At 54.5% G+C, this 26,590-nt stretch carries 25 protein-coding genes; 8 read left to right on the forward strand and 17 right to left on the reverse strand.

Features of this window, described 5'->3' with window-relative positions:
- Window positions 1-131 precede the first annotated feature (131 nt).
- Complete coding sequence (locus ACTH3S_RS11435) at window positions 132-680, reverse strand: zinc ribbon-containing protein (RefSeq protein ID WP_441809137.1); 549 nt, start codon at window positions 678-680, stop codon at window positions 132-134.
- Window positions 681-941: 261 nt separating this feature from the next.
- On the opposite strand from ACTH3S_RS11435, the gene leuS reads away from it, so the two are divergent.
- Genes leuS through holA form a run of 3 tightly spaced genes read left to right on the forward strand, consistent with a single transcriptional unit; the run spans window position 942 to window position 5,120 of the window.
- On the forward strand, window positions 942-3,527 hold the full coding sequence (gene leuS / locus ACTH3S_RS11440; RefSeq protein WP_441809160.1) for a leucine--tRNA ligase: 2,586 nt from the start codon (window positions 942-944) through the stop codon (window positions 3,525-3,527).
- 1 nt (window position 3,528) lies between these two features.
- On the forward strand, window positions 3,529-4,116 hold the full coding sequence (locus ACTH3S_RS11445) for an LPS-assembly lipoprotein LptE (RefSeq protein WP_441809138.1): 588 nt from the start codon (window positions 3,529-3,531) through the stop codon (window positions 4,114-4,116).
- A complete protein-coding gene (gene holA, locus ACTH3S_RS11450; protein WP_441809139.1) occupies window positions 4,113-5,120 on the forward strand; it encodes a DNA polymerase III subunit delta in 1,008 nt (335 codons plus the stop codon). The genes ACTH3S_RS11445 and holA overlap by 4 nt, the downstream gene beginning before the upstream one ends.
- Window positions 5,121-5,198: 78 nt before the next feature.
- On the opposite strand, the gene ACTH3S_RS11455 is transcribed toward holA, so the two are convergent.
- From ACTH3S_RS11455 to bioB, 9 genes are all read right to left on the reverse strand, one after another.
- A complete protein-coding gene (locus tag ACTH3S_RS11455; RefSeq protein WP_441809140.1) occupies window positions 5,199-6,995 on the reverse strand; it encodes an acyl-CoA dehydrogenase C-terminal domain-containing protein in 1,797 nt (598 codons plus the stop codon).
- A gap of 205 nt (window positions 6,996-7,200) precedes the next feature.
- Window positions 7,201-9,000: an acyl-CoA dehydrogenase C-terminal domain-containing protein gene (locus ACTH3S_RS11460; RefSeq protein ID WP_441809141.1), complete on the reverse strand. Its 1,800-nt coding sequence runs from the start codon at window positions 8,998-9,000 to the stop codon at window positions 7,201-7,203.
- Window positions 9,001-9,321: 321 nt separating this feature from the next.
- Window positions 9,322-9,927: a putative metalloprotease CJM1_0395 family protein gene (locus ACTH3S_RS11465; RefSeq protein ID WP_441809142.1), complete on the reverse strand. Its 606-nt coding sequence runs from the start codon at window positions 9,925-9,927 to the stop codon at window positions 9,322-9,324.
- 11 nt (window positions 9,928-9,938) lie between these two features.
- Entirely contained in the window at window positions 9,939-10,184 is a 246-nt protein-coding gene (locus tag ACTH3S_RS11470; RefSeq protein WP_441809143.1) for a flagellar biosynthesis protein FlgE, read from the reverse strand.
- Between the two features lie 51 nt (window positions 10,185-10,235).
- Window positions 10,236-10,928 (reverse strand): dethiobiotin synthase, encoded by a 693-nt coding sequence (gene bioD, locus ACTH3S_RS11475; RefSeq protein WP_441809144.1) that lies wholly within the window; start codon window positions 10,926-10,928, stop codon window positions 10,236-10,238.
- 31 nt (window positions 10,929-10,959) lie between these two features.
- The gene (gene bioC / locus ACTH3S_RS11480; protein WP_441809145.1) at window positions 10,960-11,811 is read right to left on the reverse strand and encodes a malonyl-ACP O-methyltransferase BioC; all 852 of its coding nucleotides are present in this window, start codon (window positions 11,809-11,811) and stop codon (window positions 10,960-10,962) included.
- Window positions 11,808-12,557 (reverse strand): alpha/beta fold hydrolase, encoded by a 750-nt coding sequence (locus ACTH3S_RS11485; RefSeq protein ID WP_441809146.1) that lies wholly within the window; start codon window positions 12,555-12,557, stop codon window positions 11,808-11,810. Before ACTH3S_RS11485 ends, bioC begins: the two co-directional genes overlap by 4 nt.
- Window positions 12,554-13,729, reverse strand: a complete 1,176-nt coding sequence (gene bioF / locus ACTH3S_RS11490; protein ID WP_441809147.1) for an 8-amino-7-oxononanoate synthase — start codon at window positions 13,727-13,729, stop codon at window positions 12,554-12,556. The genes ACTH3S_RS11485 and bioF overlap by 4 nt, the downstream gene beginning before the upstream one ends.
- Before the next feature lie 20 nt (window positions 13,730-13,749).
- Window positions 13,750-14,808: a biotin synthase BioB gene (bioB, locus tag ACTH3S_RS11495; RefSeq protein WP_441809148.1), complete on the reverse strand. Its 1,059-nt coding sequence runs from the start codon at window positions 14,806-14,808 to the stop codon at window positions 13,750-13,752.
- A gap of 41 nt (window positions 14,809-14,849) precedes the next feature.
- On the opposite strand from bioB, the gene ACTH3S_RS11500 reads away from it, so the two are divergent.
- Window positions 14,850-15,593 carry a ComF family protein gene (locus ACTH3S_RS11500; protein WP_441809149.1) on the forward strand — a complete coding sequence of 248 codons (744 nt, stop codon included), beginning with the start codon at window positions 14,850-14,852 and terminating at the stop codon, window positions 15,591-15,593.
- Between the two features lie 11 nt (window positions 15,594-15,604).
- Here ACTH3S_RS11500 and ACTH3S_RS11505 read toward each other — a convergent pair whose 3' ends face one another.
- Window positions 15,605-16,714: an NAD(P)/FAD-dependent oxidoreductase gene (locus ACTH3S_RS11505; protein WP_441809150.1), complete on the reverse strand. Its 1,110-nt coding sequence runs from the start codon at window positions 16,712-16,714 to the stop codon at window positions 15,605-15,607.
- A 180-nt stretch (window positions 16,715-16,894) separates the two neighbouring features.
- Between ACTH3S_RS11505 and ACTH3S_RS11510 the strand changes: the two genes are divergently transcribed.
- Genes ACTH3S_RS11510 through cmoB form a run of 4 tightly spaced genes read left to right on the forward strand, consistent with a single transcriptional unit; the run spans window position 16,895 to window position 20,058 of the window.
- Window positions 16,895-17,896, forward strand: coding sequence for a serine/threonine protein kinase (locus ACTH3S_RS11510; protein WP_441809151.1), 1,002 nt, complete (start codon window positions 16,895-16,897; stop codon window positions 17,894-17,896).
- Window positions 17,897-17,926: 30 nt separating this feature from the next.
- Window positions 17,927-18,292, forward strand: coding sequence for a kinase (locus tag ACTH3S_RS11515; RefSeq protein ID WP_441809152.1), 366 nt, complete (start codon window positions 17,927-17,929; stop codon window positions 18,290-18,292).
- On the forward strand, window positions 18,285-19,040 hold the full coding sequence (gene cmoA / locus ACTH3S_RS11520) for a carboxy-S-adenosyl-L-methionine synthase CmoA (protein WP_441809153.1): 756 nt from the start codon (window positions 18,285-18,287) through the stop codon (window positions 19,038-19,040). Before ACTH3S_RS11515 ends, cmoA begins: the two co-directional genes overlap by 8 nt.
- A gap of 25 nt (window positions 19,041-19,065) precedes the next feature.
- Entirely contained in the window at window positions 19,066-20,058 is a 993-nt protein-coding gene (gene cmoB / locus ACTH3S_RS11525; RefSeq protein ID WP_441809154.1) for a tRNA 5-methoxyuridine(34)/uridine 5-oxyacetic acid(34) synthase CmoB, read from the forward strand.
- Window positions 20,059-20,128: 70 nt separating this feature from the next.
- Here the strand turns inward: cmoB and ACTH3S_RS11530 are convergent, their stop codons facing one another.
- The 6 genes from ACTH3S_RS11530 to ACTH3S_RS11555 all read right to left on the reverse strand — a co-directional run.
- Window positions 20,129-21,424, reverse strand: coding sequence for an adenylosuccinate synthase (locus ACTH3S_RS11530; protein ID WP_441809155.1), 1,296 nt, complete (start codon window positions 21,422-21,424; stop codon window positions 20,129-20,131).
- Between the two features lie 98 nt (window positions 21,425-21,522).
- Window positions 21,523-22,704 carry an ATP phosphoribosyltransferase regulatory subunit gene (locus ACTH3S_RS11535; RefSeq protein WP_441809156.1) on the reverse strand — a complete coding sequence of 394 codons (1,182 nt, stop codon included), beginning with the start codon at window positions 22,702-22,704 and terminating at the stop codon, window positions 21,523-21,525.
- A 180-nt stretch (window positions 22,705-22,884) separates the two neighbouring features.
- Window positions 22,885-23,760 carry a protease modulator HflC gene (gene hflC, locus ACTH3S_RS11540; protein ID WP_441809157.1) on the reverse strand — a complete coding sequence of 292 codons (876 nt, stop codon included), beginning with the start codon at window positions 23,758-23,760 and terminating at the stop codon, window positions 22,885-22,887.
- Window positions 23,761-23,762: 2 nt separating this feature from the next.
- Complete coding sequence (hflK, locus tag ACTH3S_RS11545; protein WP_441809158.1) at window positions 23,763-24,950, reverse strand: FtsH protease activity modulator HflK; 1,188 nt, start codon at window positions 24,948-24,950, stop codon at window positions 23,763-23,765.
- 79 nt (window positions 24,951-25,029) lie between these two features.
- The gene (gene hflX, locus ACTH3S_RS11550) at window positions 25,030-26,328 is read right to left on the reverse strand and encodes a ribosome rescue GTPase HflX (RefSeq protein ID WP_441809159.1); all 1,299 of its coding nucleotides are present in this window, start codon (window positions 26,326-26,328) and stop codon (window positions 25,030-25,032) included.
- A gap of 116 nt (window positions 26,329-26,444) precedes the next feature.
- The coding region (locus ACTH3S_RS11555; protein WP_441809161.1) for an RNA chaperone Hfq at window positions 26,445-26,590 on the reverse strand (146 nt) is incomplete at its 5' end.

Genomic DNA, 26,590 nt, shown 5'->3' on the forward strand with positions numbered 1-26,590 from the left:
GGCTAGCCACAACCCCCCGCAAGAACATCCATGTAGGCTCGGCTCCGCCATCCAGGGCTCCGCACGGTTTTGCCTAGCCCCTCCACCCTCAGCCGCTTCGACATCTTGCGCGCCTGCCAAACCAACTCTGTTCAGCTTTCTTTTCGTGGCCAGTGGCTGGTCACACGCTTGTAGTATTGTGAACCACAGGCGTCACAAGGTTCCAGGTGACTGGTGGATGTCAGGCACAGCATGTGTTCGCAGTTCAGGCACTGGAACATACCGGCGGTTGCAACTTCACCGGCGATGTATTGCCCGGCTTCATGGCTTTCCAGTTTTTGCCTCAGTGCTAATGTGTCCACCAAGGTTTGATCGGCAACCGATAGCAGGCGTTCAGTTAGCCGTTGTTCCAGCAGCGACATATCGAGTTGCAACCACTCTGACAGACCTTCACCGGTTTCATCCACAAAATTTATGAGATGCTCCAGATCCCTTTGAAGGTAGGCTCCAAGGAGGCTAACTTCGTCCCTGGTCATTTCCTTCAGTTCCTGCTCGACCTCGATGGCGTTATCAACCTCTCCTTCCAAGGTTTCCACGGTGGTTTCTTGCATTGTGCGCAGGCGGCTCTGAACCTGCTCGAGCATGCGATCATAGGCTTCAAGGGCTTTTCCAGATAAATGGTTTCTTTCGGGGTCTGTCATTGAGGGCTCCTCATAATTTGCGGGGTGTCAGCCGGTGGGTCTCCCCGGAACTGTCTGCAGCATGGATGCTGCAGCCAAGCCTGCATGGACGTATTCACGGCGTGTTCCGGGGAGACCCACCGGCTGGCAACCTTCACCATATCTACAAGCATGGCACAGTATCAGAATTTTGGCAGGCTACCTGTTACGCCCTGTGTGCGTTAGAATGTTCGACCGCTTCGCACATCATTTTTATACAGGGTAACTTTGGTAATGGCAGGTATGGACGAGCAGTACAATCCCCGTGACGTAGAACACAATGCGCGCACCTTCTGGGAAGAAAACAAAACCTTTGAAGTTCGGGAAGAACCGGGTAAACCGAAATACTACTGCCTCTCCATGTTCCCGTACCCCAGCGGCAAACTGCACATGGGGCATGTGCGCAACTACACCATCGGAGATGTGATCTCCCGCTATCAGCGCATGTTAGGCAAGAACGTGATGCAGCCCATGGGCTGGGACGCGTTTGGCCTGCCCGCTGAGAACGCCGCCATTGCCAACAAAAGCGCGCCAGCGAAGTGGACTTACTCCAACATTGAATACATGAAAAACCAGCTCAAACAGCTGGGCTTCGGCTACGACTGGAGCCGCGAGCTGGCTACCTGTAAGCCAGACTATTATCGCTGGGAGCAGTGGTTCTTCGCCCGCCTTTATGAGAAAGGTTTGGTGTACAAGAAGATGGCCACTGTTAATTGGGACCCAGTCGATCAGACTGTTCTGGCGAACGAGCAGGTTGTTGATGGCCGCGGCTGGCGCTCTGGTGCATTGGTTGAGCAGAAAAAGATTCCCCAGTGGTTCATTCGTATTACCGATTACGCCGAAGAACTGCTAAACGACATGGACGATCTGGATGGCTGGCCCGAGCAGGTCAAGACCATGCAACGCAACTGGATTGGCAAATCCGTGGGTACCGAGCTGACCTTCCCGCTGAAAAACAGCGACGATGGCCTTACGGTTTACACCACCCGCCCAGACACTCTGATGGGTGTGAGCTACATGGCGGTTGCCGCAGAGCACCCACTGGCCAAGGCGGCGGCAGAGCGCCACTCAGACGTAGCAAGCTTTGTTGAGGAATGCCGCAACAGCAAGGTGGCCGAAGCTGAGATGGCCACCATGGAAAAGAAAGGCGTAGATACAGGGTTCATGGCTATCAACCCACTCAACCAGGAAGAGATTCCAGTGTGGGTCGCCAACTTTGTGCTCACAGATTACGGCACCGGCGCCTTGATGGCTGTTCCGGGGCACGATGAGCGCGATCACGAGTTTGCGGTTAAGTATCGCTTGCCGGTCAAGCAGGTTATTGCCGCCAGCGATGGTCGTGAAATCGACGTTCAGGAAGAGGCGTTTCCCGGAAAAGGTGTTCTGGTTTCCTCCGGCAAATACAGCGGCCTGACCAGCGACGAAGCTTTTGAAGCCATTGCAGATCACCTGGAAGAGACTGGCATCGGCAAGCGCACCGTCAACTATCGCCTCCGCGACTGGGGCGTATCCCGCCAACGTTACTGGGGCGCGCCGATTCCCATGATGACTATGGATGACGGCACCCAGCGGCCAGTACCGGATGACCAGCTACCGGTACGCTTGCCAGAAGACGTTGAGATGGACGGTGTTCAATCGCCCATCAAAGCCGATCCCGAGTGGGCAAAGACCTCGTTTGAGGGTCAGCCAGCCACTTTGGAAACCGACACTTTCGACACATTCATGGAGTCGTCCTGGTATTACGCCCGGTTCTGCAGCCCAAATTACGACAAAGGCATGCTAGACCCGGCCGCAGCAAACTACTGGCTGCCAGTAGACCAGTATATCGGAGGCATTGAGCACGCCATCTTGCACCTGCTGTACGCCCGCTTCTTTCATAAGCTGCTGCGTGACGTTGGCTTGGTGGACAGCCCTGAGCCGTTCAAGCAACTGCTAACCCAAGGTATGGTGCTGGCAGACACTTATTATCGTGAAGACGGCAAAGGCGGAAAAATTTGGATTGCCCCGGCGGATGTTACCGTTGAGCGAGACGACAAAGGCCATGTTATTGGCGGAACGCTTAAGGAAGATGGCCAGCCAGTTATTGCCGGCGGCGTTACCAAAATGTCGAAGTCGAAAAACAACGGCATTGATCCTCAGTCGATTATAGACGCTCACGGTGCAGATACCGTGCGTTTGTTCATGATGTTTGCTGCCCCACCCGAGCAGTCCCTCGAGTGGTCAGACAGCGCCGTAGATGGCGCCCACCGCTTCCTCAAGCGATTGTGGCGACTGGTGAACGAACAGGTTGCAGGCGGAGCCGCACCGGCGCTTGATGTGGCCGCGCTGAATGACAAGCAGAAAAACCTTCACCGTAAAACCCACGAAACCATTACCAAAGTGAGCGACGACGTTAGCCGCCGCCTCACATTCAACACAGCTATTGCTGCGGTGATGGAACTGCTGAACGAAGTCAGCAAACTCAATGGTGATGAGCCACAAACCCGCGCGGCCCGCCAGGAAGCGCTGGAAACAGCGGTACTGATGCTGTCGCCGATTGTGCCTCACATCTGCCACACACTTTGGCAGGATTTAGGCCACACAGACCCAATTGTAGACGCAACCTGGCCTGTCGCCGATAAGTCCGCCATGGTCCGTAGCGAGATTCAGGTGGTTCTGCAGGTGAATGGCAAGGTGCGCGCTAAGGTAGACGTTCCGGCGGACATCAGCAAAGCTGATTTGGAAGCGCTAGCCCGGGAGAACGAGAGTATTGTGCGCTTCACGGAAGGCGCCACCGTTCGCAAGGTTATCGTAGTACCGGGCAAACTGGTTAACGTGGTGGCTAACTGATATGCGCCCTCGCACCCAGTACAAAAACGCAGCCCAAGTGATTGCTGTCAGTGCGATCGCGTTCAGCCTGGGGGCCTGTGGTTTTCAGTTACGGGGCGCACCACCGGTTTCTTCAGCTTTGGAACCTCTGAATCTTGATTGCGAGGCGCCTGTGCCCGCGAGCGTTTGCCACTCCGTTCAGGAACAACTTGAGCTAGGTGATATAGAGCTGGCATCTGGTGAGGATGCAAACTATCACCTCAGAATCCGAAACTTTAAGCAAGATCGCCGAGCCTCAGCAATTACCGTTCAGGCGGCGGCTGCCGAGTACACACTTAGGCACTCAGTAGATCTTGAACTGATCAGTGCCGACGGTGTTCCGATTATCGCCAGTACTAGCCTCACGACCTCTGAGAGCTACAGATACGACGAGACCAATGTGCTCGCTAAGCAGCGGGAAGAGGAAAACCTTCAGCAGCAACTGAGCGACCGCTTGGCACAGCAAATCATCTTCCGCCTGGCGCCCATTACGCCGGAACGGCTTCAGGACGTCCGGGACAACCATCAGAAGGCAAGCGCCCCGGGCGACTCGCAGCCCTCAAAGCCATGAAGACGAACCCGAGCCAACTTCCCCAGCTTCTCCGTAAGGGCCTTGCGCCCGTTTATTTGGTGTCTGGGGATGAGCCACTTCTGGTGCAGGAATGCTGTGATCAGATCCGATCGGCCGCCAAGGAAGCTGGCTTTCATGATCGTCTCACCTTTCATGCCGATCAGCAGCTGGATTGGAATGCCGTCGCCGACGAGTTCAGCGCTATGTCTTTGTTCTCTGATCGGCGCCGGATTGAGATCCGTCTGCCCACGGGAAAGCTCGGCGATGGCAGGACCGTTTTAGAGCGCGTTCTTCAACAGCCACCCGAAGACATTGTTGTCCTACTTATCAGTGCCCGCTTAGACGCCGCCGAAACACGACGTAAATGGTACAAAGAACTGCAAACCAAAGGTGTTCATATACCTGTATGGCCGGTGGATGCAGACAAATTTCCGGGCTGGCTTCAACAGCGGGCAGGTAATCAGGGCCTAAGCCTGACCCGTGGTGCGCTGACCATGCTGGCCGAGCGACTGGAAGGTAACCTTCTTGCCGCCAGCCAAGAACTGGATCGCTTATCTCTGTTCTCCAACGGAACCACCATTGATGAGGAAGCGATTGAGCAGGCAGTTCAGGACAGCTCTCGTTTCAATGGTTTTGAGTTGGTTACTGAGCTCATTAGTGGTCGCGCAGCCCACGCCGGGAAAATGATTGGCGTACTGCAGCAAGAAGGTGAAAACTCTCTTGGGCTGTTGGCAGTATTAACTCGGGACTTGAACCTGTTACTCGAGCTGAAATCTGGTAGCAATAGGAACGAAAACCCATCTGCTTTTTTCAAAAAACGCGGTGTATTTCAGCCCCAACGCGCCAAGGCGCTAGAGCAAGCCGCTCGGAGGTTGAACCCGATGCAGCTACAACAGGCAATCAACCTTTGCAGCCAGGTTGATCGGGCGGCAAAAGGCTTTGACGAGCTGTCCCCCTGGCATTATTTACGGGATATGTCCGCCCTGCTGTCAGCCCAGCGCTAAGCTAACTGGAACTTCGAGCAAACATTAAAAAAGCAGGCCCGAAGGCCTGCTTTTTTGTTTACAAATACTGCAAAAGAATCAGAATTCGTCTGCAGCCAAAGCCATCATTGAATCACTGCCACTGCGAATACCTTCCGCCAACGAAACCGTTTTCGGCAACAGACGATCATAGTAGAATCGCGCGGTTTTCAGCTTGCCACTGTAGAAACCAGATGTATCATCGCCAGCCTTGGGTGCAGCCGCTTTCACAATACGCGCCCACATGTAGCCCAGTGCAGTCAGCCCGAACAGATCCAAATAGTCTACTGAAGCCGCGCCAACAGCATTCGGATCCTCAGACGCCTGCTTGATAACGTGCTCGGTAACGTCTGACAAACGCTCAAATGCTGCAGCCAGTGGCTCCAGATAAGGGCGCAGGTTTTCGTCACTGCTGTTTTCTTCAATGAAGGTTGCCACATCTTCGGCGAACAACTCGAACAACTTGCCCTGACTACCAACCACCTTGCGGCCCATCAGATCCAACGCTTGGATACCGTTGGTGCCTTCGTAGATCTGGGTAATACGGCAATCCCGTACCAGTTGCTCTTGGCCCCATTCACGGATGAACCCGTGGCCGCCGAGCACTTGCTGGCCCATGATGCAGGCGTCCAGACCACGGTCGGTCAGGAATGCCTTAGCAACCGGAGTCAGCAGCGCAACCATGCCTTCTGCGCGCTTGCGAAGATCTTCTTCAGCGGCATCTGCATATTTTGCGATATCCAGCCATTGAGCCACGTAGGTGGAGAAGGCACGCCCTCCTTCTACATAGCCTTTCATGGTCAGCAGCATACGACGCACATCAGGGTGCACTAGAATCGGGTCTGCCGCCTTCTCAGGCTGCTGTGCGCCGGTAGGTGCACGGCTCTGGATGCGATCCATGGCGTATTCCCGTGCGTTCTGCAGGGAAGCCTCAGCGGCCCCTATACCTTGGATGCCTACGCCTAGGCGCTCGTAGTTCATCATGGTGAACATGGCATTCAGGCCTTTGCCCTCATCACCCACAAGCCAGCCTTTGGCGCCATCAAAGTTCATCACACAGGTGGCGGAACCTTTGATGCCCATTTTTTTCTCAAGAGAGCCACAGCTAAGGCTGTTGCGCTCACCCAGGGAGCCGTCGTCGTTCACCATGAACTTGGGAACCAGCAACAGGGAAATACCCTTGGGGCCTTTTGGCGCGCCCGGTAACTTGGCCAGCACCAGATGAATAATGTTTTCTGCCATGTCGTGCTCGCCCCAAGTAATAAAAATCTTGGTGCCGGTCACGTTGAACGAGCCGTCGTCATTGGGCTCGGCTTTGGTGCGAATAATACCCAGATCGGTTCCCGCGTGGGGCTCTGTCAGGTCCATAGCCCCGGACCAAACGCCCGAGTACATATTTGGAAGGTACTTTTCTTTCAGCTCTTGGCTGCCGTGGGCATCTACGGCGAGGCAGGCACCGGCAGTAAGCATAGGTGCAAGACCAAACGCCATGTTAGCGCCCTGCATCATTTCCTCAAACTGGGCAACGAGCGTTTTGGGCATGCCCATACCGCCAAATTCGGTATTGCCACCCAAGCCGTTCCAGCCGCCTTCTACAATCGTTTGGTAGGCTTCTTTGAAGCCGTCTGGAGAGGTAACTTCGCCCTCGTTCCACTTGCAGCCTTGCTCGTCTGCTTCGCGGTTCAGCGGTGCCAGTACGCCACTGGTGATTTTTCCCGCTTCCTCTAGGATCGCATCGGCGGTCTCGGGGTCCACGTTCTCCGCTACTTTGGGCAATGTTGCCCAAAGTGCTGGAGCATCAAAAACTTCGTTCAGTACAAAACGCATGTCACGCAAAGGTGCCTGATAATCAGCCATTCAAACTCTCCAGGTTCCAAAATCAATCTGTCTATGCCGGCGATAAAAAGGTTAATACCCATTCGCCTGCCCGGGCTGTGTGTCCGGTTATGCTATTTTTTATGGCGACTATTCTACCGCAAAACAGCCTATAACTCATGAAAAAAGCCCGGCTCCTAAGAGCTCGGGCTTTCATCTACCGGTTAACCTTCAGCACTCTCTACAATCAGAGTGCAAAAGCTTCTTCCGGCATGTCTAGCAACGTGTCCGCTCCAGCCATCATGCTTACTGCGTGACCCTTGGTACGTGGCAGCATACGAGTAAAGTAGAAACGAGCAGTCTGCACCTTAGCGGTATAGAACAGCTCTTCACTGGTACCCTCAGCCAGCTTGTCCTGAGCGATTTTGGCCATACGAGCCCACAGGTAAGCAAACACCGCGTAACCGGAGTACATCAGGTAATCCACAGATGCGGCGCCGACCTCTTCGCGATTCTTCATGGCTGTCATGCCCACTTTCATGGTCAGATCGCCCCACTCTTTGTTGAGCTCTGCCAATGGCTCGATGAATTGCTTCATCTGTTCGTTATCGGCGTTCTCTTTGCAGAATGTGTGCACCTGCTTGGTGAAGCCCTTGAGAGACTCACCCTGGGTCATCAATACCTTGCGGCCCAACAAATCCAGCGCCTGGATCCCCGTAGTGCCTTCGTAGATCATGCCGATACGGGCATCACGTACGTTCTGTTCCATGCCCCACTCGGAGATGTAACCGTGGCCACCAAATACCTGCATACCCATGTTGGCTGCTTCGTAACCGATTTCGGTCAGGAATGCCTTGGCAATCGGGGTCAGGAAGCCCAGAGCCTCATCTGCTTCTTTGCGCTCTTCTTCTGTTTTGCCACGCTCAAGAAGGTCAGCCTTCTGTGCGGTCAGGTAAATCAGTGCACGGGCGCCTTCTGCAACGGCTTTCTGAGTGAGCAGCATACGACGAACATCTGGGTGAACGATGATCGGATCCGCATAGCTTTCGGGGTTTTTAGGCCCGCTTAACGAACGCATAGCCAAGCGATCTTTGGCGTAAGCCAATGAACCCTGGAAACCCAGTTCGGCGGCACCCAGACCCTGGATGGCAGTGCCGATACGAGCCACGTTCATAAAGGTGAACATGCAGTTCAGACCACGGTTCTCCGGCCCAATCAACCAGCCCTTGGCGCCATCAAAATTCATGACACAGGTCGCGTTCCCGTGAATACCCATTTTGTGCTCGATAGAGCCGCAGGATACCGCGTTACGCTCACCAGCAGAGCCGTCTGCAGCAGGCAAGTTTTTAGGTACGATAAACAGGGAAATACCCTTGGTACCTTCTGGCGCACCCGGCAAGCGCGCCAGCACAATGTGAATGATATTGCCCGTCATGTCGTGCTCACCGGCGGAGATGAAAATCTTGGTGCCGGTAATGCTATAAGAGCCATCTGGAGTAGGCTCGGCCTTGCTGCGCAGGGTGCCCAGATCGGAGCCGCAGTGGGCTTCAGTCAGACACATGGTACCTGTCCACTCACCGCTGATCATTTTGGTGAGGTAAGTCTGCTTCTGCTCTTCGGTACCGTGAGCTTCCAGCGTGTTAATTGCGCCGTGGCTCAGGCCTGGGTACATACCCCATGACCAGTTGGCCGTGCCGTTCATTTCGCTCATTACAATGCCAAGCGAATTCGGTAGGCCCTGACCGCCGTAGTTAGGGTCTGCTGCCAGAGACGGCCAACCGCCTTCAACGTACTGGTTGTATGCTTCTTTGAAGCCAGTCGGCGTTTTAACGCCGTTTTCGCTCCAGGTGCAGCCTTCTTTGTCACCAACCGCGTTCAGCGGAGACAATACCTGCTCAGCAAACTTTGCACCTTCCTGGATGATGGCATCAACCATATCCGGAGTGGCATCTTCAGCGCCTTCCAGACTGGCGTAGTGGGCTTCGCTGTCGAGCAGCTCATTCATTACGAATTTGATATCACGCAGGGGCGCTTTGTACTCAGGCATGTAAACCACCTCGGTTTTCGGTCTCAGCTGAAAAGATAAAACAGCTTGTGGCCTTGGGGTTGTTCAGACACTGCAACACTAATGTGCGCTGCAGAATTAATTAAACACTTGTTTGAAACATACGTTTAGAAGCACAGAACTGTCAATAGCTGGACACACAATTTGTGTAGAGTTTGGTCACCAGTGCACGTTTCGGGGAGGTACTCAAACGCCACAACATACGCATACCAGCGCCGCTTAGCCTGGCTCAGCACGTTTTGGGTTATCTAAAAAGAGGTAACAGTATGAGCCCGGTAGTTAGCAGGCTAACAGATAGCGAGATTACACTGATATAGATAGAAACCCATCCATCCCAGAGGCTGGCTCTGGCCCGAAAGCGGCAATATCCTGATAGGTATCTCTGGCTTGCTGACCGGCCAAAGTAGGTCGCTCCAAGGAAAGCTCGGACTGAGCTTGCAGCATAACCTGCATCGCCTGCGCCGCAACGGCACGATCCTGGCTGGAAGGTTCCGCAGGAGCCATCGCCGCGGCACGAACCGCTCGCATTTTTTCGATGGTTGCCTGGGGGTTGCCATCAACCGATGACATATCAATAGACACCTCGCCACCCACCGCGTACTGGGCGCCATCTGGGCCCCGCTGATAGGTAAGCGACATGGCGCCAGCGTGTTGGCCGCCGGTTGCCTGGTGCGCAGCCTCGTGGGCGCGCACTTCTCGGTCTCTGGCTTTAAGCTCGGTGAGCTCTTTAAGCTGCGCCTCATCGAGGCCGCCAACTTTTTTGCCAGCATTATGCGACTCAGCAGCAGGGGTTGCCGATCTATACTGAGAGCTAGTTTGAGAACCAGATGGCGAGCTAGCAGAAGAGCTACTCGAGCCGACTCCAGAGGAGTACGCAGAGACAGGAGGAAGTGACAAGAGTGGGTTCACGGGCTTTGAACTCAGACCATAATATCTAAAAGCGTACCGAGGGTTTCATCAGCCACCTTCACCACCTGTGCGGAGGCCTCCACACTGCGTGCGTAGAGTTTGAGATCAACAATCGGCTCAACAAGGCTACTTCCGGTTTCGGCACTGCCCTGGGGGCCATCAACGCCGGCACGGGCAATTTTGCGGGCGGCATTTTCCATGCCGTACATGCTATCTTGAATGCCTTGAACACCCACTGCGAGGGTATTATTGATCATGACTGCCGCTTCCCGTGACCATTAACTAAGATCATTAGGCCACATTGTTGTTCAATTTTCAAACAACACATCAACGCCTACATAGCTACCCAGAGCTTCGGGCTCCGCACCTTCAATCCAAGGCAATACGCCAAGACAAGGAGCAGGGATATGCGCCATAAGGTAATTGAGGGTTTCCTGCTCACAGCTCATTGCGCCTGGCTCAGCATGATTTGCCACCCATCCGGCTAACGGCAACCCATCATTACGGATGGCCTCCGCGGTTAACAGCGCATGGTTAATACAGCCGAGCCTGAGCGCAACCACAAGAATCACCGGCACACCGAGTTGCCGGGGCACCGCTGAGTAGGTTTCCCGGTCATTCAACGGAACCCTCCAACCGCCTGCGCCCTCTATCAGTAGGAGATCCGCCGGACGCATTTGCATACCACGGCAGAACCCCACCAGCCGATCAGCAGAAATAGTTCGCCCGGTTTGTGCGGCCGCAATATGAGGGGCAATGGCGGGTTCCAGCGCAACGGGGTTCACAAGGTCGTAAGCTAGGGTTTCACTGGCCGATTGCTGAAGAATGAGTGCATCCTCATTGCGCAATCCTTCCGGCGTATTTTCACAGCCCGAAGCAATAGGTTTCATACCCAACACGCGCTTGCCAGCCGTTTTAGCCGCCTCCAAAATCGCAGCAGACACCATGGTTTTGCCAACCCCGGTGTCCGTGCCTGTCACAAAAAACGTTTTTTTAGCCATATCAACAGCTTTACACTCTTCTCTTGTTCGTTTATGCCTTATCGCTTAGTTCACTACAGGTCCAATAAACCCAAGCGGCCTCATAGCTTGCCATCACGCCACTCTCAGGTTCCGCGGGGCTGTTTTCATGTTTGGGGTAATACTGGCACATGGCTCGCAAACGGCTCGGCGCGGTTATGGTTCGACGCCTGCCGGCATCTTTGTAACCCGCACCCAGTTGTTTGAGCTCTGCCGCCAATGCAAGCGGCGAAGTATAAGGCAAGCGCAGGTTTTTAGTTTGTATTTCGGCGCCTGGTAATTCATCGGACACCGCCTCCCGAAACACTGCTTCCGGCTCAAATCGGTTTATGTGATCCTGACCAGGATCGGCTAGGTGCCATGCCTGACCGAGCTCTCTTAGGGTGCCTTCAAGCAGCGTTGAAATCGCCAACCTACCTCCCGGCTTGAGTACACGCCGGCACTCTCGCAAAACCTGGGCCGGATCCGCACACCACTGAATCATGAGATTGCTGAATACCAGATCACAACTCTCGTTCGGCAGGGGAATCGCCTCCGCATCCGCAACAACCCAAGTGATTTGTTGAGACGTGTTTGTGCCTGCATGCTCAATCATGCCGGGTGACAAATCCATACCCGTAACAGACACAACAGGCCCTGGTTCAGCCAGTCTACGGGTGTACCAGCCGGTTCCACAGCCGAGATCCAGAATACGACCCGACAAACCGCTTTGCCCCGCCGGTTTCTGAAGTGTTTCTAACATGGCATTGCCCATCAGGCGCTGTAGCCGGGACGCGCTCTCATAAGTAGTCCGCGCGTTGCCAAACCCACGAGCTATGTCCGCTTTACTGGCCATGTGCGACGCAACTACCGGTTGAGCGCTCACAACACGCCTCTGGTCAACGGCTGCAAGAATGTCTCGATTACCACACGGCAGTCTTGTGCGAACACACCACCTGGCCAATGAGCCATGCCAGGTATACTGACTTCAATCGTTGAGGGCGGCGCTTCCAAACCACCAGCCCATGAAGACACAACCTGATCGCGCCCGCCTGTAACATGGAGCACTGGAAGGCCAATATGGGACCACAGCGAGCGCTGATCCGCATGTCGGAGCCATTCCAGACTTTTGGCCAGATTATCCGTTGATACAAGTGGCCCTTTATCGAGCCAGCCTTTAAGCCGCTGGCGCTCAACACGCGCTTCGGCTGCACCGCTGATCATCAAAAGCAAAAAATGTAGCCAATAGCGCTTACTCTCTCTACCCAGGCCGCCACTAAATGCCTCAAATTGGTCCGCTGACATGCCATAGGGCCAATGCTCATTTGCAAGAAACCTCGGGAAACCGGCAAGGGTGATCACTCCAGAAACCGCGCCTGTATCCCGGCAAGCCGCTTCCATAACAACCTGAGCACCCAGAGACCACCCCATCCAGATCGATGGTTCGGTGTAGCGTGACAACAATTCATCTGCCACCGTAGAAACCGAGTCGCAACGGGATACAAGCTTGTCGTCCAGAGAGACCAATTCCACTTTCCCGGGCCAGAACTCATAGAGCTCCGCCAACATTTCCACGGGAACACCCCAGCCGCCAACCACAACCAGGCGCGCGGCCTCTCGCGAAAAGCTCACGACGCGACATCCTTTTTATCCAATAGGTGCCGGCAATCCGCCAGAGCCTGCATCAGGTAATCCAGATCCTCATGGGAGTGAGCCGCACTAAACGTAACCCGCAAACGCGCCTCACCTGCAGGCACCGTCGGCGGCCGAATGGCGGTTACCAACAGCCCACGCGCCTCAAGGGCCTGACTCAGCGCCAACGCCACCCAATTGTTGCCGATCATAATCGGCTGAATGGGCGTGCGCGAGGGCATTAGCTCGTAACCCAAAACGATAGCCTCTCGCCGGAACCGCTCAATTAAGCCTTCCAGATGCGAACGCCGTTCATCGCCTTGCTCAGTCAAATCAAGACTGGCACAGGTAGCCAGCGCCAACGACGGCGGCATCGCCGTGGTGTAAATATAAGTACGGGCCTTTTGCACCAAATAATCCATTAGCACTTTTGGCCCAGCCACAAAGGCACCGCTGGTGCCTACAGCCTTACCCAGTGTTCCAACGAGAACCGGCACATCCTCCTCAGACAACCCAAGTTCCGCCACGCTTCCCTGCCCTTGCGGCCCAAGAACACCGAAGCCGTGGGCATCATCAACCACCAGCAACGCATCGTGACTTCGGCAAACCTGCACCAGCTCCCGCAGGGGCGCCACATCGCCATCCATGCTGAACACACCGTCTGTCACCACCAGCTTGTGACCAGACGTCTCAGAAAGCATGGCCGCAAGTTGCGCCACATCCCCATGGGCATACCGACGCACCTTCGCGCGACTCAAAATACAGCCATCGATAATAGAGGCATGGTTCAGCCGATCTGAAAAAACCGTATCCCCCCGTCCCGCCAGCGCGGAGATCACACCTAAGTTGGCCATATAACCGGTTGAGAAAAACAGCGCCGAACTGCGCTTAGTGAACCCCGAAAGACGTTCTTCCAAGCGATGATGTGCTTCATGGTGTCCACAGATTAGATGGGATGATGCCCCCCCAAGCCCGGTTTCAGGCAAGGCACATCGGAGGGCTTCAATATTCGCGGGGTGGCTGGCCAAGCCAAGATAATCGTTGCTACAGAACGATAACAACCGCTTGCCATCGGATGTTAAAACCGGCTGTTGAGGGCCCGAAATTTGCCGGCGTGTGCGGTAGAGCCCAGCCTGTTTTCGCTGTTCTAGTTCAGACGCGAAATCCCGCATGTTACTCGCTCCAATGCAGGTCAGGCAGATTCCCGAGTAGCGTCATAAAACATGTGTCGAGTCGCCTCATGCTCCAAATCGCCGGCAATCACCTCTTCCTCTTGAGCCTCCGTTGCACACTGCTGCCGCTGCTCCGGCCGAATTCCCAAGCGACGGAACAACTCCATATCCGCATCCGCCTCCGGATTCGATGTCGTCAGCAGCTTCTCGCCGTAGAAAATTGAATTCGCACCGGCAAAGAAACACAACGCCTGCATCTGTTCATTCATCATTTCCCGACCTGCAGAGAGCCGCACATGAGAAGCTGGCATCATGATCCGAGCAACCGCAAGAACGCGGATAAACACAAACGGGTCCAGATCCTCCACATTCTCCATAGGTGTCCCTTTCACCTTCACCAACATATTCACCGGCACACTTTCCGGGTGATGCGGCAAATTCGCCAACTGAGCCAGTAGACCAACCCGGTCGTCTTCATCTTCGCCCATACCCACAATGCCGCCACAGCACACCTTCATGCCGGCATTGCGCACGTTATCAAGCGTATCCAGACGATCCTGATAGGTGCGTGTGGTGATGATGTGGCTGTAATACTTCTCAGAGGTATCAAGGTTATGGTTGTAGTAATCCAGCCCTGCCTCTGCCAGCTCTTCCGCCTGCTCTGGCTTCAGCATGCCGAGCGTCATGCAGGTTTCCAGACCTAACGATTTCACCTGCTGAATCATATCCAGAACATAGGGCATATCCTTCGCCGCCGGGCTGCGCCACGCGGCACCCATGCAAAAACGCGAAGCGCCTTTTCCCCGGGCAGCACGGGCTTCAGCAACCACCTTTTCAATTTCCAGCAGCTTTTCCTTTTCCAGACCGGTGTTGTAGTGGCCACTCTGAGGGCAATATTTGCAGTCTTCCGGACAGGCACCGGTTTTAATCGACAGCAAAGTACTTACCTGCACCTCATTGGGATCAAAATATTCTCGGTGTACCGACTGAGCCCGGAACAACAAATCATTAAAAGGAAGTTCGAAAAGTGACCTGGCTTCTTGAAGCGTCCAGTCGTGGCGTAATGCGGTGGCAGTCATGAAGAAGTCCTGTTAACCTTTTTCGGTCTCTGGGTTTACGGATGAAACAGATGATAAAGGGATCAAGCTGGCTGTCAACCTTAATGTCGGCCATGGTTAACAGGGAAGAATCCAAAGGCCTGTGCGTTGGTTGCCTTTGTGCCAATGCTATCAACGGTTTATGCAGCCTTTGCCAGGCAGACCTGCCGATTAACCGGTGGCACTGCCGATGCTGCGCCCTACCTCTAGCCTTCTCCGGTGACAATCACCTTTGCGGTGACTGCCTGAAATCACCACCTCCTTTCGATCGTTCTTTCATACCTTGGCGCTATCAGTATCCGATCGACAACATGATCAGCCGTTATAAATACAGCAGTCAGCATAAATTTGCCCGGCCACTGATTGCAGGCTTCTCACACCACCTCGAATCTGTTTTTTTGAATCGTAGCGATGAGAAACCGACCTTATTAATCCCCTCGCCCATGCTTCCTGCTCGCCGACGCGCACGGGGTTTTAATCAGGCAAGAGATATTGCCGAACGCTTAGGTGAAACGCTGGGCATCCCTGTTGATACGGGCGTTGTTCGCCGAGTTCGGAAGGTTCAGGCTCAGCGAGGACTGAGTAGGGAAGCCAGGCTGGCAAATCTGCAAGGCGTGTTTGAAGTGTGCACCGATGTACCAGAACGGGTAGCCATCGTAGATGATGTCGTTACGACCGGCGCAACCATGCGAGCGCTTTCGGAAACATTGCGAAATGCAGGGGCAAAGGACATTCAAGTTTGGGCACTGGCCCGTACACCCGGATAACTCTGCCTGGCTTAGGCCAACTTTTTCTGCACCAGATCGGCAATCGCCAGGCAAGATGTTAGCCCCGGTGACTCAATACCAAAAAGGTTCACCAACCCCGGAACACCATGCGCCTCTGGACCATCTACTCTGAAATCAAAAAAACCGCCACCGGCATCTGTTAGCTTTGGCCGGATACCGGCATAAGCTGGCTGAAGGCGCTCTGCGTCAAGGCTGGGCCACCATTGTTTGATACTGGCAGCAAACGCATGCACCCGCCTGGGATCCACTCTGTAATCTTCCTGTTTGATCCACTCTACATCCGGGCCAAAGCGCGCCTGACCGGCGAGATCAAGAGTCAGGTGAACACCCAGACCGCCAGATTCAGGAACCGGGTAGATCAGGCTACTAAAAGGATGGCGACCGCTGTAGCTAAAATACACGCCCCGGGCAAACCACTGTGTCGGTTTCCACTCTTCTGGGAGCCCCTCCCATTTTTGAGCAAGCGGAACGGCACCCAACCCGGCCGCATTAACCAGATTCCGAGCCTTGAGCCAGCATGGCGATGGGCCTGCGATCTGCAACGTGTGAGCGCCTTTCGTCGATTCTACGTGCTCAACCGGTGAACGCAGTACAAGCGAGCCACCCGAATCTTCCAATTCGCCGAGCAAAGCCAGCATTAGGCCGTGGGTATCCAAAATACCAGTCTCCGACGACCAGAGCCCGGCGCTCACGCTTACCTCCGGTAGCTGCCGGGCTACGGCAGCACCTTCCTTCAGAACCAGAGGCACTCCATTGATCGCAGCGTGCTGCTGAATGCTCTCAAGCATCGAGTTTTGTGCTTCATGGGTGGCGATAATCCACTTACCGCACTTGCGATGCCCTACTTTCCGGCGTTCGCAGTAGTCGTACAACTGCCGACGGCCCTCCACGCAAAGGTAGGCTTTCAGGGAATTCTCTGGGTAGTAAATCCCGGCATGAACAACCTCACTATTGCGTGAAGATATGCCCTCACCAAAGCGGTCACCCGCTTCCAAAACAATCACCTCCCGACCAGCCTGAGCAAGTCGTCGCGCCACCGCGAGCCCGACAACACCGGCTCCGATCACTACGGTATCTACTTCCAGAAAATCGCTTGTCACGTGATAAACCTGCTACCTGTTACCTGCCGGCTAGCCGTTTCCGATAACCGGAAACCCATGGTGTTTACGTTAACCCAATACCGCGCAGGCCGGAACCCATGGAAACATCCCCGCCTCGCATTACGAGAGCACTGCCAAGCAGGTATACTTGGGCCCACATTTACCACCCGGCTTCACTTTATGATGAACGTATCCACACATCCATACGATGCTCTGACTCCAGACGCGATTCTGGATGCCATGGAAGAGGCCGGTTTCGCAGTCAGTGGACGCCTGTTTGCTTTAAACAGCTATGAAAACCGCGTGTACCAAATAGGGTTGGACGAAGGCCCTCCGGTGATCACCAAGTTCTATCGCCCTGGACGCTGGACCAACGAACAGGTACGCGAGGAGCATGAGTTTACCCGGGAGCTGCTGGAAGCCGATATTCCGGTGGTAGCACCCTTGGTAATGCCATCCGGCGACACCCTCGGGAAACACGGTGATTTTTTGTTCGCCGTCTTCAACCAGCGTGGCGGCCAGGCACCAGATACAAGTGTGACCGACACCCTATACCGGCTCGGTCAGTGGCTAGCACAGATTCACAACATTGGTGCCCTTAAGCCATTTCAACACCGCTCAGCCCTATCGGTTATGGGTGGCATTGAAGCTAGCAATGCCCTGTTGCTAGAAGGGGATTGGATTCCGAAAGATCTTCGGCCGGCATGGGACAGCCTGATACCAGATTTGCTTACTCACTGTCATGCCCGCATTGAAGACGCCGGGACGGTGGAAACACTGCGACTGCACGGAGACTGCCATGCCGGCAACATACTATGCCGAGACGAGCAGATGCTTTTTGTGGATATGGACGACTGCCGCACCGGCCCTGCCATACAGGATATGTGGCTATTGTTGAACGGCGAAGATAGCGAACGCGGCGCTCAACTGGGGGAGCTACTGGAAGGCTACGAAACCTTCAGGGACTTTAATCGCCGCGAAAGACATCTGATTGAGCCTTTGCGTTGTTATCGGCAGATTAGCCACTGCGCCTGGCTCGCGAAACGCTGGGACGACCCTGCTTTTCCGCGTTTTTTCCCTTGGTTTGCCCAGCCCAGATTCTGGTCGGATCAGGTGTTATCACTGAGAGAACAACTGGCGGCTCTGCAAGCTCCGTCTATTACTCTTCCCGGCCAATACTGATTATTCATTCACGTTCAAAATGAGGTAAGCATGAGCCAGAACGAGGCCCGTTACACCATCCGCAGCCTGTTTGTGACCGGCTTGGTCGCCATCGTAGGTACTGTAGTCGTGCTGGAGCTCAGCGGAAGCATCAAGCACTCAGACAACAAAGATCACGTACCTGTGGGCGACTTCCAGGCGATTCATATCACACCGGGTGACACTTTTCGCATGTCTCCAAAGTCCTCGGAGCTCCACGGTGTCTGCGAAAACGGCTACATGGCCATCGCTTCCGACGTAGACCCAACCTTCCGCGGCATTCTTGTGGATTACAAGAACCGTGGTGTGCGCTGCCACCAGCCCGCACCTCAGCCTGACGAGCCAGCACAATCAGAAGAGGAAGCTGGGGATGAGTAAAGCTGACCGTTCTGTAGAGCCGGTAACAGACCGGCTGTTCGCCACGGAGCGGCAGCCAGAAGATTTTCGTTTTGACGCTGCCGTGGCGCGCGTATTCCCAGACATGATCCGGCGCTCAGTTCCCGGCTACACCACCATTATCCCGATGATTGAGGTGATTACCGAACAGTACGCTCAGCCGGGCTCCAACTGCTATGACCTAGGCTGTTCGCTCGGCGCTTCCACTTTGGCTATGCGCCACGGCATTGCGTTCGACAACTGCTCGCTCGTGGGTGTGGATAATTCTGAGGCGATGCTAGAACGTTGCGAACATTACATAGCGCTGGACGATCACTCACTGCCGGTAAGCCTGCGCTGTGAGGACATACAGGAAACAGAGCTGACGAATGCCTCCGTTACAACTCTGAATTATACTCTGCAGTTTGTTCCGCCAGAGCAACGTAGCAGCCTGTTGAGCAAAATCGCCAACGCCACCTTGCCTGGTGGTGCGCTGATCCTTTCGGAAAAAATTCGCTTCGATTCTGAAGATGAACAGGCCATTCAGACCCGCCTGCACCACGAATTCAAGCGTGCTAACGGCTATTCCGACTTGGAAATAAGCCAGAAACGGAGCGCCATAGAACAGGTTCTGATTCCAGAAACCTTGGACGCTCATAAGCAGCGCCTGAAAGACGCGGGATTTGATCGCGTATTGGTGTGGTATCAGTGCTTCAACTTCGTATCCATGCTGGCCATCAAGGCCGACTGACCCGCATACGGAGAACGAGCAAAACATGGCAAATTTTGACTGGCGAAGCTGTTTCGGGCAACTGTTAACCGAGCTAGACAATACCGATCAGAGCAAATGGGCGGAGGTGATCAGAGCCCAGCTGGCTCATCGGTTTGACAACAACCCCCACGGCGACCTGGATCGCTGGCAGTCGGCAATGGACAGCCTCCCGGATATACTCGACGCGACAGCAGAACTCAATGCTTCTGCCATCACTCTTGGCTCGCCCCATGTCCTGAGCGTTAGCCAACAAGAGACACTTGAAAGCGGGCTCCGGGGCCTTATGCCTTGGCGCAAGGGGCCCTTTGACCTTTTCGGCGTCCACATTGATACCGAATGGCGATCCGACTGGAAGTGGGATCGGGTATCGCCTTATCTGTCGGATCTTTCCGGCCGACACATTCTGGACGTAGGTTGTGGCTCTGGATACCACTGCTGGCGCATGCTGGGCGACGGCGCTAAGCGGGTGGTCGGGATTGATCCCGGGCTACTGTTCATGTTCCAGTTTCTCAGCGTAAAGCGCTATCTGGGTAATGTGCCGGTGGATCTGCTACCGATACGCATGGAGGACTTGCCTGAAGGGCTTGAAGCCTTTGACACCACCTTTTCAATGGGTGTTTTGTACCATCGGCGATCGCCTCTAGATCACCTGTTAGAGCTCAAAGGTACTCTGCGTAGGGGCGGAGAACTGGTGTTGGAAACTCTGGTTGTAGAAGGGCCGGAAGGCCACAGCTTGATGCCAGAAGATCGCTATGGGCAAATGCGTAACGTATGGTTTCTACCCAGTTGCGACACGCTGCTGCGCTGGCTAGACCGCACCGGGTTCCGCAACGCCCGGGTGGTGGATGTGTCCGAGACCACCACAGGTGAACAGCGCAGCACAGACTGGATGCGCTTCAACTCCCTTCAGGATTTTCTAGACCCTGAAGACCTCACCAAAACCATTGAAGGCTATCCTGGCCCGCTGCGGGCAACGATCATCGCCGAAAAACCCTGAACATAAAAAAGGAGCACAAAAAAACCGCCGTGCCGATTAAGGCAGGGCGGTTTTTTGAAACACTAACCAACTAACCGCCAAATGGATGGCGCAGGGTAATGGTTTCAACACGGTCTGGACCGGTGGAGATAATATCGATGGGCGCTTCAATCTGCTTTTCCAGAAACTGAATGTACGCCTTAGCATTTTCCGGCAACTGTTCCAGCGTGGTCAGCCCGAATGTACTTTCGCTCCAGCCCGGCAGCTCAATGTAGATCGGCTCGATATCCTTGTAGCTGTCACAGCCAATCGGCGGGCGGGTAATTTCGCCATTAGGCGTTTTATAGCCCACGCACACCTTCACAGTTTCCAGTCCATCAAGAACATCCAACTTCGTCAGGCAAATACCCGACACACTGTTGATCTGGATAGCGTGGCGCAGCGCAACGGCATCAAACCAACCACAACGGCGGGAGCGACCTGTCGTGGTGCCTACCTCATTACCTTTAATGGCCAGGTGCTCGCCCATTTCATCAAAAAGCTCTGTGGGGAACGGGCCAGCGCCAACACGAGTGGTATAGGCCTTAGTAATGCCCAACACGTAGTCCAGATATAGAGGACCGAAACCAGAACCTGTAGCCGTACCGCCCGCTGTGGTGTTAGAGGATGTTACGAACGGATAGGTACCCAAATCTATGTCCAACAAGGAACCTTGAGCACCTTCGAACATGATATCGTCGCCGCGCTTGCGATATTCATGGAGCAAGTCGGTTACATCGGCAGCCATGGGCAGGATCTCTTCGCCCATTTGCTTCAGCTCTTCAAGGGCCGCATCGATATCTTCAGCTTCTTCTTTGAAATACTGCGTCAGCACGAAGTTGTGGTAAGACATAATCTCCCGCAGTTTCGCCTCGAAATCTGCCAGATTGTGCAGATCACCAAGACGTACGCCACGACGGGACACCTTGTCTTCATACGCAGGGCCTATGCCACGGCCAGTGGTGCCAATTTTGTCATTACCCTTGGCGCGCTCGCGAGCCTGATCGATGCGCACGTGGGTACGCAAGATGAGCGGGCACGCCAGGCTGATGCGAAGCCGATCTCGAACCGCCACGCCAGACGCTTCCAGCCCGCGGACTTCTTTCAGCAGTGCTTCCGGTGATAGAACAACACCATTGCCAATCAGGCATTGAACGTTCTGCCGGAGAATACCGGAGGGAATCAGGTGCAGAGCCGTTTTCTTACCGTCGATGACCAGGGTATGGCCCGCATTGTGGCCACCCTGAAAACGTACCACCGCTGCCACTTTTTCTGTCAACAGATCGACGATTTTACCCTTGCCTTCATCACCCCATTGGGTGCCCAGCACAACAACGTTTTTACCCATGATTCTCTCTCAATGCGCACACGGTTAGGCGTGCGTCTTGCAAATTTGGCAAATGTACCTGTATGAGTTCACTGCAGCTCACTGGCTTTAATGCAGTATTAACTCAGCTTCTGAACCACCCAGTGATCACCCTGCTGTACCAACTTTCGATCGCAGCCCCGGTTTGAGGGATCTACTTCGTTGTCTTCAGGTAATGCCCGCACAACAGTGTCGGTCACCCGTAGTTCTGAGATGGCCTTTTCTAAAGCCTCATCATTCACTGCAGGTGCCCACACTGCCTTGCTAGGGCTTACAGAGTGATCACCCAAAGTTACTAGGGCTCTTATGTCGAGGCTAAAACCAGTTGCAGGGCGCGCCCTGCCGAAATCACTACCAATTGCATCGTAACGGCCGCCTTTAGCAACAGCATCACCATGGCCAGGCGCATAAGCCGCAAACACCAAGCCAGTGTGGTAGTTGTAACCGCGCAGCTCGCAGAAATCGAAACCGAAACTGACTTCAGGGAAGTCTTTTTCAAGCATTTCTGCAACCCGATCCAACTGTTCGAGAGCTGCGCTCAAATGATCGGAGCCGCCGCTGAGTATTCCGCGCGCCTCGTTCAGAGCTTCCGGACCACCACTGACACGAGCAAGCTCACGCAGACGAGCACCCGCTGAACCCGCCGGGCAATCACCCAGTAGCTCGTCCAGTTCAGGTACAGATTTGCGCCCCATGGCGTCGAAGATCTTGGCATTCGTGTCTCGATCAAACCCAGCCTCGCCAATCAGGCTTTCGTAAATAGACACATGAGCCAAATCCAAATGAACTTTTGGCAGCCCGGCAACGCGCAAGGAGGCTAGCATCAGGCTGATAATTTCCAGATCTGCCGCTTCCGATGCACTGCCAAACAATTCACAACCGGCCTGAATAGGCGTGCGCCCTGTCAGCATGTGTTTTGGCCGGGTATGCAACACGTGCCCGGCATAACACAGGCGCGTAATCCCTTCCTGCCCTAGAGTGTGAGCGTCGATACGCGCAGCCTGAGGGGTCATGTCGGCACGAACACCCATCATGCGACCAGTCAGCTGATCCGTCAGCTTGAAGGTCTGCAACTCCAGGTCGTGCCCTGTCCCGGTAAAAAGGGATTCGAGGTATTCGATAAGCGGTGGAATTACCAGTTGATAACCCCAACGCTGGCAGGTATCCATTACATCCCGGCGCAGGGACTCTATCTGTCCGGCCAGTGGCGGCAAAATATCCTCCACCCCGTCCGGCAGCAACCAGCGATCAGATACTGTCATGAGATTCCGTTGTCCATCCTGTCCACTCCACTCATGTTGCAAAGGAAGCTCGCAGGTTTTATAGGGTGACATTCAGGGCAGAAAAACCCGAACCAAAACCTGAGGGATTTTACACTGTTGGCAGACACAAAAAAACCGGAATACCTAGGCATTCCGGTTTTTCGGTCTACAGAGCCGGTTTTAACTTCCGCCGCTCGAGTCCTTCAGGAATTTCATGAACTCGCTTTTGGAGTCAATAACCATTAGGTCGTCTTTGTTAGCGAAGGTGTTCCGATATGCCTGTAGGCTACGGTAGAAGCTATAGAACTCCGAGTTGGAGCCATAAGCGTCTGCGTAAACCCGTGCGGCTTCACCGTCGCCTTCACCCCGAGTTTCTTCAGAGGACGCAAAGGCCTCTGCCAAGGTAACGGTTTTCTGACGGTCTGCATCCGCGCGAATCCCTTCTGCTAACTCACGTCCGCGGGAGCGGAATTCCTGAGCTAACTTCTCACGCTCAGCCGCCATCCGGCGATACACGTTTTCGCTCACCTGCCCGGGAAGCTCTATGGCTTTAACCCGGATATCTCGAACTTCGATACCGAACTCTTTCACAGAGGTTTCATTAACTTGGTCACGAAGGTCGTGCATGAGCTGATCACGCTGGCCTGAGACCACCTCGTGCATGGTGCGAACACCAAACTGATTACGCAGCCCGTTGTCCACCCGGGACAACAGCAGCGACTGGGCACGAAACTCATCCCCGCCTGTAGCCCGGTAGAACTGATCCACATCGCGGATTTTCCAGACAATATAGGAGTCCACATCCAGCGGCTTCTTTTCAACCGTCAGGTACTGCCGTGAAGGCAGATCCATGGTCAGCACGCGGATATCAAACTCCCGAACCTGATCAATCACCGGCACCTTGAAGTGAATGCCTGCCTGGATGTCGGTTTCAACCAACTCGCCAAACCTTAGCATAACCCCACGATGGGTCTCCGGAATGATAAAAACACTCGACAGTACCAGCAGGACGACGATCAGGGCGCCTGCAAGGCCCACTACACCTTTAGGTCCCATGATTATCTGCTCCTCCGTACATTAGTGTCCTGTCTGGTTCGCAACTCCTGGATAACCTGATCGGTCAGAGCCTGAACATCCATTTGGCCGTCGCCGCCGGAGGATCCGCTTCCGCTTCGCGCCGACCCGCCCTGAGTGAGGCGATCCAGTGGCAAATACATCATATTGCCGCTGCCTTCGGTATCCACAAGAATCTTGCTACTGTTCGAAAACACAGTTTCCAACGTCTGCAGGTACATACGCTCGCGGGTTACCGTCGGCGCCATTTGGTACACGGCAAGCAACTCCAGGAAACGAGCTGTTTCACCGCGAGCACGCTCGACAACTTCCTGCTTATAAGCACTGGCCTCTTCGATCATGCGCTGGGCCTGACCACGAGCTTCAGGAACCACTTTGTTTCGGTAAGTTTCTGCCTCTTCTTTCACACGCTGCTCGTCTTCACGGGCACGCTGAACTTCCCGGAACGCATCTTGTACCGCTGCGGGCGGTTGGGTGCTCTCAACGTTAACCCGGACAATTTCAAGGCCGGTTCCGTATTCTTTCAGAAAGCTCTGAAGGCGCTGTTCAGTGCGAACAGCTAGCTCTATACGGCCTTCTGTGAGCACGTCATCCAGCGACGAACTACCAACTTCGTGACGCAACGCACTGTCGGTTGCAAATGCCAGAGCCTGGTTGGAATCGCGAACATTCAGCACGTAAGCACGCGCGTCACCGACACGATACTGCACCTGCAGATCGACCGTAACCAGATTTGAATCCTGAGTCAGCATCTGGCCGCTTGATTTGGCGGTTCTTACGTTGGTCACGCCCACCTTGCTCACGTCATCAATCAGCGGAACCTTGAACCTCAAACCGGGGCTTTCAGTTTTAGCGTATTCACCAAACCGCAACACCACCGCACGCTCCTGCTCATCCACCGTATAAAACGATTGGAAGACCACGTAGCCCACTACGAGGATGCCGGCCAGCGCAAGAATGGCGCCAATACCGCCCTTACCGCCAGAACTGGAACTGCCGCCACTACCACCTGATTTCTTGCCTTTACCACCCAACATTTTGTTGAGCTTGTCCAGGCCCTTCTTCAGTGCCTCATCAAGGTCTGGTGGCCCCTGATCATTGCCGCGACGACCACCACCATTTCCCCAGGGGTCATTGTCGTTGCGGTTTCCACCCGGTTCATTCCAGGCCATAATGCTCTCCGTTCCTAACGTGTCGAATGGCTGCAGATACTAGGGATTTATCATCGCCCCGGCAATAGCCTCTTTGGTTTCAAGTGCGCTCGCTGTCCAAGCGAACCGATTCTTCGCTTATGCCAGCCCGGCTCAGGAGCTGCAACCAGTCACGGTATTGCAGCCGCGTCTCGAGCACCATTTCTCCGTTTTCCCGGTGCTCTTCGCTGAGCACTGATCCTGCCTCGTGCATAAGCGCTCGAAGCTTGCCATCGGCAGGCCCAAGCAAAACAAAATAGTGTACAACATCTTCAGCCAAACGCTCGACGATGGCGTCGTACAGGCCGTCCAAACCTTCACCGGAAACGGCCGACACCCAGGCCCGCACAGGCACACCCTCTTCGTTGCGCTCTACCCGAGGGGTAAAGTTATCCAACAAATCGATTTTATTGAATACCTGAAGCACGGGTATCTCATCGGCGCCAATTTCAGTCAGCACACCTTCAACCTGCGCCATATTTTCATCGCGATGACTGTCATGACTGTCAACAATATGCAACAGAAGCGAGGCTTCTGTAGTCTCTTGCAGAGTAGCCCTGAACGCCTCAACGAGCTTGTGCGGCAGATGACGAATAAAACCTACCGTATCCGCCATTACGACCGGCCCGATATCTGGAAGTTCCAGGCGCCGAAGTGTCGGATCCAACGTTGCGAACAATTGATCTGCAGTATATACCGAAGAGGAGGTGACACGGTTGAACAGGGTTGATTTTCCAGCGTTGGTATAGCCGACTAGAGAGACGGTCGGGATTTCGGCGCGTTTACGCGCCCTGCGGCCTTGGTCACGCTGACGGCGAACCTTGCCGAGCCGCTTGTGGATAGACTTGATGCGCTCTCGCAGTAACCGACGGTCTGTCTCGAGTTGGGTTTCACCGGGACCACGCAGACCAATACCACCCCCTTGTCGCTCAAGGTGCGTCCAGCCGCGAATCAGGCGCGTTGACATATGATCGAGCTGAGCCAGCTCTACCTGCAGTTTGCCTTCATGGGTTCGAGCCCGCTGCGCAAATATATCCAAAATGACGCCGGTACGATCCAGCACGCGGCATTTGAGCTCGCGCTCAATATTTCTCTCTTGGCTGGGGCTAAGGGCATGATTAAAAAGGACAACATCAGCCTCATACAGCGCTACCGCGTCGCGAATCTCCTCAAGCTTACCTTCACCCACAAACAATCTTGGGCTGGGCTGCTTGCGTGATCCGGTGACAATCCCAACTGCTTCAACTCCGGCAGATGCCACAAGCTCCCGGAATTCATCTGGATCTTCAGAGCCATCATGGGACGAAAAATCGATGTGCACGAGTATCGCTCGCTCACCTACATCCGGGCGTTCAAACAATGGGCATCAACTCCGCAATAGTCGGTTTGTTAGCGTCATAAAAACAAACACCCGCGACCGTCTGAGCCCAAGGGCTCGTCAGGAACGCGGGTGGCAATACCGGAAATCCGGACGAATCAGTCTTCAGGCTCACTTTCTCCTGCTGGATCCTGCTGAGGAATGCGAACATTCCGAGCAGGCACAACCGTGGATATCGCGTGCTTGTAAACCATCTGGCTGACAGTATTTTTCAGCAAAATCACAAATTGGTCAAAAGACTCTA

The sequence above is a fragment of the Marinobacter sp. genome (assembly GCF_052094685.1).
GTDB lineage: Bacteria > Pseudomonadota > Gammaproteobacteria > Pseudomonadales > Oleiphilaceae > Marinobacter.

Bases quoted from the DNA above. Each gene is read 5' to 3' on its own strand.
- ACTH3S_RS11510 (WP_441809151.1), top strand. From the start codon at position 16,895: ATGATGAACGTATCCACACATCCATACGATGCTCTGACTCCAGACGCG.
- bioF (WP_441809147.1), bottom strand. From the start codon at position 13,729: ATGCGGGATTTCGCGTCTGAACTAGAACAGCGAAAACAGGCTGGGCTC.
- ACTH3S_RS11515 (WP_441809152.1), top strand. From the start codon at position 17,927: ATGAGCCAGAACGAGGCCCGTTACACCATCCGCAGCCTGTTTGTGACC.
- leuS (WP_441809160.1), top strand. From the start codon at position 942: ATGGACGAGCAGTACAATCCCCGTGACGTAGAACACAATGCGCGCACC.
- ACTH3S_RS11470 (WP_441809143.1), bottom strand. From the start codon at position 10,184: ATGATCAATAATACCCTCGCAGTGGGTGTTCAAGGCATTCAAGATAGC.
- bioB (WP_441809148.1), bottom strand. From the start codon at position 14,808: ATGACTGCCACCGCATTACGCCACGACTGGACGCTTCAAGAAGCCAGG.
- bioD (WP_441809144.1), bottom strand. From the start codon at position 10,928: ATGGCTAAAAAAACGTTTTTTGTGACAGGCACGGACACCGGGGTTGGC.
- cmoA (WP_441809153.1), top strand. From the start codon at position 18,285: ATGAGTAAAGCTGACCGTTCTGTAGAGCCGGTAACAGACCGGCTGTTC.
- hflC (WP_441809157.1), bottom strand. From the start codon at position 23,760: ATGGGACCTAAAGGTGTAGTGGGCCTTGCAGGCGCCCTGATCGTCGTC.
- ACTH3S_RS11530 (WP_441809155.1), bottom strand. From the start codon at position 21,424: ATGGGTAAAAACGTTGTTGTGCTGGGCACCCAATGGGGTGATGAAGGC.
- holA (WP_441809139.1), top strand. From the start codon at position 4,113: ATGAAGACGAACCCGAGCCAACTTCCCCAGCTTCTCCGTAAGGGCCTT.
- ACTH3S_RS11460 (WP_441809141.1), bottom strand. From the start codon at position 9,000: ATGCCTGAGTACAAAGCGCCCCTGCGTGATATCAAATTCGTAATGAAT.
- ACTH3S_RS11445 (WP_441809138.1), top strand. From the start codon at position 3,529: ATGCGCCCTCGCACCCAGTACAAAAACGCAGCCCAAGTGATTGCTGTC.
- ACTH3S_RS11435 (WP_441809137.1), bottom strand. From the start codon at position 680: ATGACAGACCCCGAAAGAAACCATTTATCTGGAAAAGCCCTTGAAGCC.
- ACTH3S_RS11535 (WP_441809156.1), bottom strand. From the start codon at position 22,704: ATGACAGTATCTGATCGCTGGTTGCTGCCGGACGGGGTGGAGGATATT.
- hflK (WP_441809158.1), bottom strand. From the start codon at position 24,950: ATGGCCTGGAATGAACCGGGTGGAAACCGCAACGACAATGACCCCTGG.
- ACTH3S_RS11500 (WP_441809149.1), top strand. From the start codon at position 14,850: ATGAAACAGATGATAAAGGGATCAAGCTGGCTGTCAACCTTAATGTCG.
- cmoB (WP_441809154.1), top strand. From the start codon at position 19,066: ATGGCAAATTTTGACTGGCGAAGCTGTTTCGGGCAACTGTTAACCGAG.
- ACTH3S_RS11455 (WP_441809140.1), bottom strand. From the start codon at position 6,995: ATGGCTGATTATCAGGCACCTTTGCGTGACATGCGTTTTGTACTGAAC.